This window comes from Nitrospirota bacterium, from assembly GCA_004296885.1.
GTDB lineage: Bacteria > Nitrospirota > Nitrospiria > Nitrospirales > Nitrospiraceae > SYGV01.
In genome coordinates, this window is the sequence record SCVN01000015.1 from 222,532 (window position 1) to 235,205 (window position 12,674).

At 61.7% G+C, this 12,674-nt stretch carries 11 protein-coding genes; 6 read left to right on the top strand and 5 right to left on the bottom strand.

Annotation, left to right across the window (positions count from 1 at the left end):
• Position 1 precedes the first annotated feature (1 nt).
• The 5 genes from EPO61_08275 to EPO61_08295 all read right to left on the bottom strand — a co-directional run bounded on the left by EPO61_08275 (position 2) and on the right by EPO61_08295 (position 5,013).
• Positions 2-352, bottom strand: coding sequence for an aspartate 1-decarboxylase (locus EPO61_08275; protein TAJ08890.1), 351 nt, complete (start codon positions 350-352; stop codon positions 2-4).
• Positions 353-414: 62 nt separating this feature from the next.
• A complete protein-coding gene (gene gatC / locus EPO61_08280) occupies positions 415-702 on the bottom strand; it encodes an Asp-tRNA(Asn)/Glu-tRNA(Gln) amidotransferase subunit GatC (protein ID TAJ08891.1) in 288 nt (95 codons plus the stop codon).
• Positions 703-807: 105 nt separating this feature from the next.
• The gene (gene glmS / locus EPO61_08285; GenBank protein ID TAJ08892.1) at positions 808-2,637 is read right to left on the bottom strand and encodes a glutamine--fructose-6-phosphate transaminase (isomerizing); all 1,830 of its coding nucleotides are present in this window, start codon (positions 2,635-2,637) and stop codon (positions 808-810) included.
• Between the two features lie 6 nt (positions 2,638-2,643).
• Positions 2,644-4,260 (bottom strand): UDP-N-acetylglucosamine diphosphorylase/glucosamine-1-phosphate N-acetyltransferase, encoded by a 1,617-nt coding sequence (gene glmU / locus EPO61_08290; GenBank protein TAJ08893.1) that lies wholly within the window; start codon positions 4,258-4,260, stop codon positions 2,644-2,646.
• A 72-nt stretch (positions 4,261-4,332) separates the two neighbouring features.
• Positions 4,333-5,013, bottom strand: coding sequence for a DUF502 domain-containing protein (locus EPO61_08295; protein ID TAJ08894.1), 681 nt, complete (start codon positions 5,011-5,013; stop codon positions 4,333-4,335).
• Between the two features lie 122 nt (positions 5,014-5,135).
• On the opposite strand from EPO61_08295, the gene EPO61_08300 reads away from it, so the two are divergent.
• The 6 genes from EPO61_08300 (at position 5,136) to EPO61_08325 (ending at position 12,567) form a co-directional block, all read left to right on the top strand.
• Positions 5,136-5,819: a dTMP kinase gene (locus EPO61_08300; GenBank protein TAJ08895.1), complete on the top strand. Its 684-nt coding sequence runs from the start codon at positions 5,136-5,138 to the stop codon at positions 5,817-5,819.
• Positions 5,820-5,909: 90 nt separating this feature from the next.
• A complete protein-coding gene (gene holB, locus EPO61_08305) occupies positions 5,910-6,941 on the top strand; it encodes a DNA polymerase III subunit delta' (GenBank protein ID TAJ08896.1) in 1,032 nt (343 codons plus the stop codon).
• 41 nt (positions 6,942-6,982) lie between these two features.
• Positions 6,983-8,983, top strand: coding sequence for a methionine--tRNA ligase (gene metG, locus EPO61_08310; GenBank protein TAJ08897.1), 2,001 nt, complete (start codon positions 6,983-6,985; stop codon positions 8,981-8,983).
• Positions 8,984-8,999: 16 nt separating this feature from the next.
• The gene (locus EPO61_08315) at positions 9,000-9,848 is read left to right on the top strand and encodes a hypothetical protein (GenBank protein TAJ08898.1); all 849 of its coding nucleotides are present in this window, start codon (positions 9,000-9,002) and stop codon (positions 9,846-9,848) included.
• On the top strand, positions 9,845-11,857 hold the full coding sequence (locus EPO61_08320; GenBank protein TAJ08899.1) for a hypothetical protein: 2,013 nt from the start codon (positions 9,845-9,847) through the stop codon (positions 11,855-11,857). Before EPO61_08315 ends, EPO61_08320 begins: the two co-directional genes overlap by 4 nt.
• Complete coding sequence (locus EPO61_08325) at positions 11,854-12,567, top strand: class I SAM-dependent methyltransferase (GenBank protein ID TAJ08900.1); 714 nt, start codon at positions 11,854-11,856, stop codon at positions 12,565-12,567. Before EPO61_08320 ends, EPO61_08325 begins: the two co-directional genes overlap by 4 nt.
• Positions 12,568-12,674: the final 107 nt, after the last annotated feature.

Here is a 12,674-nt window from a genome sequence, read left to right on the forward strand (position 1 = left end):
TTTACCTTACAATCTTGTTGCGCTCGCCCACTCGGATGATCTTGGGCACATGACGCTTAATCTCATCCTCCGCGTAATACTCGTAGCAGAAGATGATGATCTGGTCGCCCACCGCTCCCTTACGGGCCGTCGGGCCGTTCAGGATCACCTCGCCGCTCCCCCGCTTTCCGGCCATCGCATAGGTCGTGAACCGCTCACCGTTGTTCAGGTTGGAAATGACGATGGCCTCGTAGGGCAGGATGCCCGCCGCATCGAGCAGATCCTCGTCCACGGTCAGACTGCCCTCGTAGTCCAGGCAGGCATCGGTCACCGCCGCACGGTGTATTTTGGATCGCAGCATTTGTCGAAACATGATTGTCCTCTATGTCAGGTCTGTGTATGTTGCATGGCCGCGGTCCGTACGAACTCCGCCGCCTATTCCAGAATCCGCGGCACCCGAAAATGTCCGCTTTCACTTTCCGGCGCGTTCGCCAACGCCTTCTCCACCGGCAGGCTCGGCCGCGCCTTGTCCTCCCGAAAGACGTTGGTCTGTTCCAACACCGTCGCGGTCGGCTCCACACCAGAGGTCTCCAACGTCTTCAACTTCTCCACATAGGTCAGGATTGCACTGAGCTGCTTGCTGAACGCGTCCCGTTCCATCTCGGTGATCTCCAGCCGCGCCAGCTTGGCCACGTGCTCGACGTCTTGCTTGGTGATCTGCATCAAAAACCTCAGTCCGAAAGTTTAAAAGTCCGAAAGTCGTCAAGTCATGAAAGCCGCGGACTTGACGACTTTCAGACTTTCCAACTTGAGAGACCCCCAGATTTACTATTCCACCGTCACGCTCTTGGCCAAATTCCGCGGCTGATCCACATCCGTACCCCGCAGCACCGCGATGTGGTAGGCCAGAAGCTGCAACACCACCGTAAACAAAATCGGCGTCAGCAGCGCCGGCACCTCGGGAATCGTAAAGACCGCGTCCGCCACATTGCCCAAATCGCGCTCGCCCTCGCTGACCAACGCAATCACCGGCGCATTGCGGGCCTTGACCTCCATCAGGTTGCTGACCGTCTTTTCGTAGAGACGGTCGCGCGGCGCCAAGACCACCACCGGCATGTCCTGATCGATCAGCGCGATCGGGCCGTGTTTCATTTCCCCGGCTGCATAACCCTCCGCGTGGATGTAGGAGATCTCTTTGAGCTTCAACGCCCCCTCCAGCGCGATCGGATAATTGATCCCGCGTCCCAGGTAGAGGAAGTTCCGTTTCTCATAATACCGTTTCGCGATCGCCTGAATCTCTCCATCGCGTCTCAGAATCTGCTCGACCAGCGACGGCAGGGCCACGAACCGCTCCAGCCATACACGCCCGTCGTTGGCGTTCAGTACCCCGCGCACGCGGGCCAGATGCAAGGCCAGCAAATAGAGCGCCGCGAGCTGCGCCGTGAAGGCCTTGGTCGAGGCCACGCCGATCTCCGGCCCGCAGTGGGTATAGAGCACCCCGTCGGATTCCCGCGCCAGCGTGCTGCCGACCACGTTGACGATGGAAACCACGCGGGCGCCCCGCTGCTTGGCTTCACGGGCCGCCGCCAGCGTATCCGCGGTCTCCCCGGACTGGGAGATCGTGACAAACAAGTCGTCCTTTTCGACCAGCGGGTTCCGGTACCGGAATTCCGATCCGATATCGACTTGCACCGGCGTCCTGACCATCTCCTCGATCAAGTATTTGCCCACAAGACCGGCATGCCAGGAGGTGCCGCAAGCCACAATCCAGACGCGCCCGATCTGCGCAAACTGCTCGTCGGTCAAGCCGATATCCGGCAAATCGGCTTCGCCGGTTTCGAACGTGTACCGGCCCCGCATCGTGTCCCGGATCGCCTGCGGCTGTTCGAAAATCTCCTTGAGCATGAAGTGGGCGTAGCCGCCTTTTTCCGCCGCCGCTGCATCCCAGGACACCCGCGTGACCGGCCGGCGCACCGGCGCACCCGCGGCATCCGTGATCGACACCTGCGACGGGGTCATCAGGGCCACGTCCCCCTCCTCGAGATACGTTACTTCCCGCGTATGGGCCAGCATGGCCATCACATCCGAGGCGACCAGCGTCGCGCCGGCGCACTGGCCGATCACCAACGGACAACCGGACCGAGCCGCGACCAGCGTCTGCGGTTCCCGCTCGCAGATCGCGGCGATGGCATAGCTGCCACGGATGTCTTTCGTCGCCGCGCGCACGGCCTCCACTAAACGCATCCCCCGGTTCACATTCCGGCCGATCAAGTGCGCCACCACTTCCGTGTCGGTTTCCGATTCGAACCGATAGCCGGCCTGCTGCAGTTCCTGTTTGAGCGCAACGTAGTTCTCGATGATGCCATTGTGGACCAGCACACAACCACCAGAGCGATGCGGATGCGCGTTCTGCTCGGAGGGCTTCCCGTGCGTGGCCCAGCGCGTATGCCCAATGCCGGTCCGGCCGGAGATCGCCCGGTCGGCCAGCGCCTTTTCAAGATTGGCCAACTTGCCGACACTGCGCCGCACCTCGATGGTGCCGTCGTGCAGGACGGCAACCCCGGCCGAATCGTAGCCGCGATATTCCAGGCGCCGCAGCCCATCCAGCAGAACAGGCACGGCCTCCTGATCACCGACATATCCGACGATGCCGCACATATCCGTTCAGCCCTTTGCTTTTCTTGTTTTTCGTTTGGCCATACCGCCCTTCGTGAGGCGCGAGGGATGAGGCACGAGGGGTTTTCGGAGCGTCACCTCCCGTTTCACGTCTGACGCCTCTCGGCCCTCTGAGGCCATCAACACCCGCCGGCGCGCCGCCCAACCGGGACGGTTGACTTGCGCGGCCCGCGAGACGGCCAAAGCATCAGGCGGCACATCCTGCGTCACCGTCGAACCGGCGGCGATCACGGCCCCACGGCCGACCTTCACCGGCGCAACAAACTGGCTGTCGCTGCCCACGAAGACGTCGTCTTCGATCACGGTCTCGTGCTTATGGACGCCATCGTAGTTGCAGGTGATCGTCCCGGCACCGATGTTCACGCCTCGCCCGATCCGGGCGTCGCCCAAATAGCTCAGATGGTTGGCCTTGGACTCCTCGCCCAGTTCGGTTTTTTTGATTTCGACGAAGTTCCCGACCTTGGCGCCTTTCCGAAGCACCGTACCGGGGCGGAGATGCGCGAAGGGCCCGATCGTGACGCCCTCCTCCAGGCATGCGTCCTTCACCACGCAGCCATCTTGCACCACGACACGCCGGCCCACCTCGCTGTTCGTCATACGCGTCTGGGCATGGATGATACAGTCCTCGCCGATTTTGGTATGCCCTTCCAACGTCACGTTCGGATAGATCACCGTGTCCTGCCCGATCTCGACATCGTGATCGATCCACGTCGTGGCCGGATCGCGCAGCGTCACCCCCGCCTCCATCCACCGGTCGCAGATCTCCCGCCGGATGATCTGCTCGGCTGTCGCAAGTTGCTGACGCGTATTGATACCCAGCGATTCCTCGGCGCTTGGCGCAGCCATCGCCGCCACCGTCATCCCCCGCTCCACCGCCAAGCCAACGATATCCGTGAGGTAGTACTCCCGCTGCGCATTCCGCGGCGCCAGTTTATCCAGGGCTTCGAACAGAAAGGACCCGTCCACGACATAGGTGCCGACGTTGATCTCCCGGATCGCCGTCTCGATGGCGGTCGCATCGCGATCCTCCACGATGCGCAACACCGGCCCGCCGGCGCCTTGCCGCACCACACGGCCGTAGCCGGCCGGGTTGTCCAAGAGGGCCGTCAGGATCGTCACCGTCGCTCGTTCGGATTCGTGCAACCGGATCAACGCCCGAATGGTCCCCTCCCGCAGCAAGGGGGTATCCCCGTTCAGGATCACATAGGTCGAGGCCGGCGCGCCCCGCGCGCGCAGGAACGCGCCGCGGGCCTGCATCACGGCATGGCCGGTGCCCAACTGCTGCTGCTGCTCGGCGATGAGAATCGAAGGCGTCGAAGCGGCCCCTCGACCGACATGGGCCGTGAGCCCCTTCTCGCGCTTTGCCGAACCACGCGCGCCGGCCGCGCCATGAGCGTCGATCACCGCCTTCACCTGCTCCCCCTGATGGCCGACCACGACGACCGTCCCCGCGCCGGCCAGCCGAGCCGCCAAATCCAGCGCATACAGAATCATCGGACGGCCCGCCACTGCATGCAGGACTTTGACCTGCTTGGACTTCATCCGTTTCCCCAGCCCCGCCGCCATGACAATCGCGGCGAGACCTGCAAGGGGAGATTTGTGCATCTGTTGATCTGTTGCTTGCTTCATTTTCGGACGACAATCACTCCATCACCAGATCGCCCAACCAACAAACTCTCATGCGATCGGAACCTCCACGCCGGGGCGCTCGGCCGACGCCGGCGCCGACTTGGGCTGCACGACCGCCGGCATGGACGGCGTAGGCTGGTAGAGTCCGCCCGATACGATCAGCTTCATCGCTTCTTCCACACTGATGTCCAGCGACACGACCTCTTGCTCGGGCACCAACAAGAAATAGCCCGAGGTAGGGTTCGGCGACGTGGGCACATAGACGTTCAACAATGGCTCCGTGGAAATCTGCTGCACTTCGCCACGCGTGATGCCGGTCACAAACGCGAAACAGTAATGGCCGTTTTTGGGAAACTGGATCAGGACGACGCGGTTGTACTTTTCCTTGTCCTTGAAGGACAGGATGTCCATCATGGCTTTGAGCGTCGCGTAGATGCCGCGGACCACCGGGACTCGGTGCAACCAATCCTCCCACAGCTTGACGACCTGCCCCCCGATGATGTTGGTCGCCAGCAGACCGGTGGTAAAAATCAACGCAATCAGGGTGAGGATGCCGATCCCTGGTACGTAGTACTCGGGAATCACGAACTTCGCCAGCACGCCCCCCAAGATCCCGTCCACGGTCAGGAACAAGGTCTTCAGAATGAGCACCGTCCCCCAGATGGGGGTAATGACCAGCAACCCCGTCAGGAAGTAGCGTTTGAGGGAAGCTTTGAGTGTCTTCACCAGGGTGCTCTCCTTGCGGCCTCATCATACAGTCTTCAAAATGGTGTCGCAAGCCTTTTCTTGCTATTTTCAAGCACTTGGACTAGGATCGCCCGTCTCAAGCAGCGGAGAATCGGGAGGGGGAAATGGGTGCCCAAAGGGGGGGCCGTCGAGGCCTCCTGATCACCGTCGAGGGGGTCGAAGGAAGCGGGAAAACCACCCAGTGCGCGAGGCTGGCCAAACGCCTCCGGGAAGCAGGCCACCGGGTCCTGGAGACCAGGGAACCGGGCGGGACGCCCCTGGCCGAACGGATCCGCTCTCTGTTCCTCGGCACAGTTGTCGGCACAGACCCGGCCGAACCGATCACGCCGGAGTGCGAAGCCCTGTTGGTATTTGCCTGCCGCAGCCAACACGTCAGGCAGGTGATCGAACCGGCCATCAGGGAAGGGACGATCGTCCTCTGCGACCGTTTCGTGGACTCCACCCTCGCCTACCAAGGCTATGGACGCAGGCTGGACGTCAAGACTCTCCGGACCCTCAATCGGTTTGTCACCAACGGACTCGCCCCTGTGCTGACACTGCTGTTCGACCTCCCGGCTCAGGCGGGCTTGGCCCGTCGGCGGCGCAATGAACTGGAATTAAATCGTCTCGATCGGGAAGCCAAACAATTCCACGAACGGGTGCGCCGGGGATTCCTCGCGCTGGCCGCCCTAGAGCCGCGCCGCGTCAAAGTGCTCGACGCCCGAGCGGACCCGGACCAGGTGGAAGCAGCGGCCTGGACGCTGGTCCAGCGATGCCTGGCAAAACATCAGAAAGTCTCCAAGTCATAAAGTCTGGAAAGTCACGCTCATGGTAAAGAACCCCATTCCCCCTGCTTATGGCGACTTGATAACTTTCCGACTTTACGACGCTTTCTAACCATGCCGTTTAACCAGCTCATCGGACACGACCGGCCCAAGGCGATCCTCAAGGCCTCGATCCTCCACGACCGGATCGCCCACGCCTATCTCTTCCATGGAGAAGAAGGCATCGGGAAAAAACTGGCCGCCACCCTCTTTGCCCAAACCGTCAACTGCGAAACGCCCTATGGCGCCCAAGGCCCCGATGCCTGTGGTACCTGCCGCTCCTGCGCTCAGATCGACGCACGCACGCACCCGGACTTTCTCCTGATCGAACCGGACCGCGAACTGGCCAACCCCCAGATCAAGATCGAGCAAGTCCGCCAGTTGGAAGAACAGATCGTCTATCGTCCCCTGGTCAGCCCCTGGAAGGTCTACCTCATCGACGACGCGGACCGGCTGACCCAGGGCGCTGCCAACGCGCTGCTTAAAACGCTGGAGGAGCCGGCCGCACACAGTCTGTTCCTCTTGGTCAGCAACCGACCGTCGGCCTTGCCGACGACCGTCCGCTCGCGCTGCCAGAGCATCCGCTTCGTGCCGCCCGCCAGAACCCAGGTCGAAGCCGCCCTGATCACGCAGCGGAACCTGCCGCCGGACGATGCGCACTTTCTGTCCATGATCGCCCAGGGCCGGATCGGGCTGGCCCTGCGGACCGACCTGGCCGAGGCCCGCAAACAACAAGACGAGTTTTCTTCCCTCACCGACCCAGCCGCCCTGCGCTCCATTGCGACGATTTTGATGGCGGCCGAGTCGCTCCATAAATCGGACCGGGCCCTCGAAGCCCTGGAGTGGATGGCACGCTGGGGCCGCGACCTTCTGCTAGTCCGCCTGGGCGCCGACCCGGACCATCTGCTGAACCGAGACCGCTTGCCGGAATTACAGCGGGCGGCTGCAACCGTCCAGCCCCAGCTGCTAGCCGAGGTACTGGAGGAGATTCAGGCGGTCGAGCGCAACGCCGGTCGCAACCTGAATCTTCAAATGGCCCTGGAACAGATCCTCCTCCACCTGCGTGATGCGGTCGCCTCGCCGGCCCTCGCCGGCCCTCCCCGATAATCTAGCTTTCGAGGCCGCCTCCCTGCTATCTTTAGCCTGCCATGCCGAAGACTTTCTACATCACGACGCCGATCTATTACGTCAACGACGTGCCCCATATCGGACATGCCTATACCACCGTGGCCGCCGACGTGCTCGCCCGCTACCGGCGACTCCGTGGCGATGACGTGTTTTTCCTGACCGGCCTAGACGAACATGGACAAAAAGTCCAGCAGGCTGCAGCCAAGGCCGGGGTCGACCCGCAAACCCATTGCGACCGCCTCGCCCCCCAGTTCAAGAACCTCTGGCAGAAGCTCAACATCTGGAATAACGGTTTCATCAGAACCACAGATGTCAGGCACAAACGGATAGTCCAACAACATCTTCAGGAATTATTCGACAAGCAATTGATTTACAAGGCTGACTACACCGGATGGTATTGCACATTCGACGAGCGTTTTTGGACCGAAAAAGATGTTGTGGATGGCCTCTGTCCTGATTGCAAACGCCCAGTCGAACAGCTCAGTGAGCACAATTATTTCTTCAAGATGGGGCAGTATCAGGACCGCCTGATCGACCACATCAAGGCCCACGAAAACTTTATCCGCCCCGAGTCACGCCGTAACGAAGTACTGGGATTCCTCCAGACTCAAAAGCTCGGCGACCTCTCCATCTCGCGGCCGAAATCCCGGCTCTCCTGGGGTATCGAACTCCCCTTCGACAAAGACTACGTCACCTATGTCTGGTTCGATGCGTTGGTAAATTACATCTCTGCTTTGGAGTACCTGGTCAAAGATGGAAACGGCTCGCGCTTCTGGCCCGCCACGATCCATTTGATCGGCAAGGATATCCTCACCACCCACGCGGTCTACTGGTCCACCATGCTCATGGCGCTGGATCTGCTCCTGCCCCAAACCATCTTCGCCCACGGTTGGTGGACCGTGAACGGCGAGAAGATGTCCAAGAGCCGCGGGAACGTGGTGGATCCCTATGCCATCGTGGACGAGTTCGGCGCGGATGCCTTCCGGTATTTTCTGCTGCGCGAAGTTCCGTTCGGACAAGACGGCGACTTTTCCAGGGAGGCATTGATCGGCCGCATCAATAGTGAGTTGGCGAACGGCATCGGAAATCTTCTCAGCCGAACATTGACCTTGATCGAACGGAATACGGGTGGCCGCATCCCAGCACCCATTTCATCAGCAGAAACCGCGCTCGAATCAGAACTGCGCCAGGCCTGCCTCGATCTGCTCGACAAGCACTTCCCTGAAGCTATGCAACGATTGGAATTCAATCGAGCACTGGAAGCAATCTGGCGCGTCGTGCAACTCGCCAATCAATACGCCGACAAAACCGCTCCCTGGAATTTGGCCAAGCAGCCGGAGAACGCCCAGCGCTTACACACGGTGCTGTACCACATGGCCGAAACATTGCGGATATTGAGCCTATGCCTCTCCCCGTTTATGCCCGACACGGCAAACGGGATGAACCACCGGCTAGGGTTGCGAGACCGATATGATGATTATGCCCACTTATCCATAGACTGGTCGTGGGGATCATCGGGACGCCTCGATCCCGGCCTAGAGATTCGAAAGGGTCACGTCTTGTTCCCTCGCATCGAATTGAAACCACAAGGAGCAGCACCCGTGAGCACTGAACAATCCACGTCTCCGACACCTTCATCGTCTCCGACCACGGCCCCGGCCACATCGCCACAGCCAGCGCCTGCCGCCCCGGCAACTGATCAGATTTCCATCGACGAGTTCATGAAGATTCAACTCAAGACCGCGACGGTCCTGACCGCCGAGCGGGTCCCCAAGTCCGAGAAGCTGCTCAAGCTGCAAGTGGACCTGGGCGGCGAGCAGCGCCAGATCGTGGCCGGCATCGGCAAGAAGTACGAACCGGAGCACCTGATCGGCAAACGGATCGTGATCGTGGCCAACTTGAAGCCGGCCAAGCTGATGGGAATCGAATCGCAAGGGATGGTCCTGGCGGCCGGCGACAAGGATGTCGGCGGGCTCGTGACGGTCATTGAAGACGTGCCGCCCGGCACGAAGGTGAAGTGAGCAAGGGCCGAGGCCGGTGAAACTCGCTGCAACCCTCATCGCCCTGTTCCTTCTGACCTGCTTCCCGCTCCACGCAGCAGAGGCGCCCGCCATCGCACCTCTTCCAGCCGACCAGCCCAACGAGTCGGTCGCCACCGACGTGTTGGTGCGCGTCGTGGCCCACGGAGCGATGGTCCTGGGGGACGACGTGGGCGGCGCCCGGATCACGATCACGGATGTGGCGACGGGCCGGCTCCTCGCCACCGGCCTACAGCGGGGAGAGCCGGGGGATCAGACTCAAATCATGCGCACCCCGCGCATCATGGAAGAGCCGCGCTATTCCTCTCGCCCCTCCGCCTCGTTCAGCACCACGTTGTTTTTGGACCGGCCGACCCTGGTCGACATCGCCGTGCAAGGCCCGCTCGCCTACCCCTGGGCCATGCAACGGGCCAATAAGACCGTGCTGCTGATTCCCGGGCAGGCGATGAAGAACGACGGGATCGTGCTGCACCTCTACGGATTCATCGTCCAGATCGAAGCCCCGGCGCCGGGCACTCCCTTGATCGCCAAGGAGGACGTGACGTTGAAGGCCTCCGTCCGGACTCTCTCCGGTTCATTGGTGCGGCCGTATGGAGACTGGGATTCCCGCAAGGTGAAGATCTACGGCGAGGTCCTGATCGGCCAGCACGTGGTCGAACGGCTGCAGATGTTTTATGCGGGCGACAAGAGCCGCTTTGAAGCCCCGTTTTTCGTGCCCCTCCCGACCGAGGCCCCGGACGGGATCACCCTACGCGTGGTCGCAGCAGACGAGACCGGAGACCATTTCGGCGCGGGTGAGGCGAAGTACCCGGTCTTGCCGGAGCAACTCAGACCGTCCAAGCGATGAGCGATCCCCCACCCGTTTCCCGATGCCACCCGATCCCCGTGCTGCTCTGCGCAAGCGCCATCGTGCTCCTCGGCACGGCGCTCATAGACCCACCCCGCCTCTGGCTGCTCCTCATTCCCCTGTCCTTCCTGCTGTCGGCCTACGGAGCCGGCACGTTGATGGGTCGGTTCAGCGCCGACACTCTGCAAGACATCGCTGCCCCCACGATTCTCCGGACCGCCTGTATACTGGGCGTCGGCTTCGCGGCCATGGCGCCAGTGGCGGCCTTCTGTTCCATGGGCGGATGGTTCCAGTCGGCCGGGGCGGCGATCGTTGCTTGTCTCCTCTATGGACTCTGGACCCTTGCTCTGAGCGACCGGCGCGTACCTGTTCGCGGGTCGCTCCTGGTCTCCCTGGCCGGCGGGACGGTGCTGGGCGCGAGCTGGCTCCTCGTCTGGCTCTGGGCCACCATTCCCCCGACCTTCTACGACGAGCTGACCTACCATCTCGTCATCCCCCAGCGAGCCCTCGCGACGGGCAAGGACCAGTTCCTCCCCTGGGTCTATCATACAGCCATGCCCCACGTGTCGGACCTCCTGCTGGCTTGGGGCATGGTCCCAGCCGGCGAGGTCGGCGCCAAGGCCACCCACGTGAGCCTCTGGATGCTCTGTACGGTAGCTGCTTGGGGGTTGGCCGAAACTATGGCCGCCTCACGGGCAACGGCCTGGACCGGTCCGTTGGCGATCGTCGCGCTAGCCTCGTCACCGACCCTCTGGTTCCTGGGCACTCTCTCCTTTGCTGAAACGGCCCTGACTGCCGCCATGGTAACCGCCGGTTGTCTGCTGTTTGGCGCTCCTGCGGTCAGACCTTGGCTGGCCTTAGGGCTGCTTCTCGGCTTGGCAGCCTGCGTCAAACTCTCCGGCTTGGCCTGGGTCCTGGCTACGCTTGTTGCCGCCGCCATATTGGGCTGGGACAGGCGCCACCTGGCGAAGGCCTGCCTTGTCGCCGTCTTCTGCATAGCCCCCTGGTGGGTCCGCGCATGGCTCGGCACAGGGAGCCCGATCTTTCCTCTGGCCTCCGGTCTCTTCGTCAGCCCCTACTGGAGCGAATCCAACCAAGCCAGGCTCAAAGGCGAGATCCCCCCCTCGATCCAAGACCTGGGCCTGGATGGACTCTTGCGGCTCCCCCTCGATCTCATCCAACATCCGGAACGATTCGGCTCCGCCGGCGATGCGGGCATCCTCACAGTGGCAGGCGTTGGGGTCCTTGCAATCCTGCCGCTGCTCGCCAGACTGCTTGGATGGACCGAACAGGAACGCCGCCGAGCGGATGCGGCGGGAGCCTTCACCTGGCTGGCAGGGCTTGCATGGCTGACCACGAGCACGACCGTCCGATTCTTTGCCCCGGCCCTCGTGCTTGGATTGGTCGGCTTGGTGGGAATTACCGCCCGCCTGAGTCGCCCAGCCCAAGCCATCGTAGCTGCGTCGTTTATAATCCTGGGGCTTCTAGGGAGCAGTCGTTTCATCGAGCAACAGGAGAGTGTTTTTTCAGCCACCGATGTCGCGTTGGGGCGGGAGACCGGAGACGCCTATATGACACGCAGATTGGACCAGGATGCGGCGGCCCGATTCGTGCGCGAGCAAGTCCCCCGTGATGCGCGGATTTTGTTCATCGGCGAAGCTCGCGCCCTGTACTTCGAGCGGGACGGGATGGCCCCCTACCCGGTCAGCGAACACCCGCTCGCCCAATGGGTCATCGAAGCGGCGTCGCCGGAGACCCTGGCTCAACGGATCGCGGACGAAGGCTTCACCCACGTCGTGCTCAACGTCCGCGAGTTCAAGCGCCTGCACGACCAGTACGGCCTGTTGGCCTTTCAAGGTCCTGATGCCGCAACGCTGGATCAGCGACTCAAAGAGTTTCCTCGCGCCTTAACGCCTCTTTTCTCGAAGAACGGAGTCTACGTCTTTCAGGTGAATCAGGTTCGGCACCATAGCTCTGCCGTCACGAGCGACAAGGAGGGCACCCCATGACATTGTCTGCGCCCACTGTGATTCGTCTGATCCTCGTCCTGACCCTCTGGGCCGTGCCGGCATTGGCCCAGACCGAGCACCGGCACGGAGGACAGGAAGAACAGGGCAAGCACCGGAATCCGACAGACCTGAAGAGCTACCTGGAACACCTGGACAGTGCCGAGCGGGACAAGGACCAGCAGCCGGCGCAAGTCGTCGAGGCGCTGGCGCTCAAGCCGGGGATGGCGGTGGCTGATTTGGGGTCCGGGTCGGGCTACTTCACTCGCCGATTTGTGGAGGCCGTCACCGTCGGTGGGAAGGTCTACGCAGTTGATGTGGAACCGGAAATGTTGGATTACGTAAAAGCCAGCTTGGACCGCTCCCACAAACCCTACTCAGTCGAGTTCATTCTGGCCGCTCCGGACAGGCCTCAGTTGCCAAGGGAGTCCACAGACCTGATTTTCATCTGTAACGTGGCTCATCATCTCGAGGATCGGGCAACCTATTTCGCCAACGTGAAGACATCGCTCAAAGCCGGCGGCCGCATCGCGATCATCGATTTCTACCCTGACGAACGGTCCGGCAACCTCGGCTTTCCTAAACGCCATCTGGTCGCACGCGACACCCTGGTCGCAGAAATGGCCAGAGCCGGGTATCGGCTGTTGCGGGAACACAGCTTCTTGCCCAAACAGTATTTTCTGGAGTTTGTCCCGTCCGATCCTAGGTCCTGATAGTCCGGACGTTACGCAAAAAACGTCCCTCGTGGCCAGTATTTGTCCCTGTTCTCTCCAGGAACGGCCCCTTCATTCAATAATCCCGTAGAGATTTTTTCAGGCTT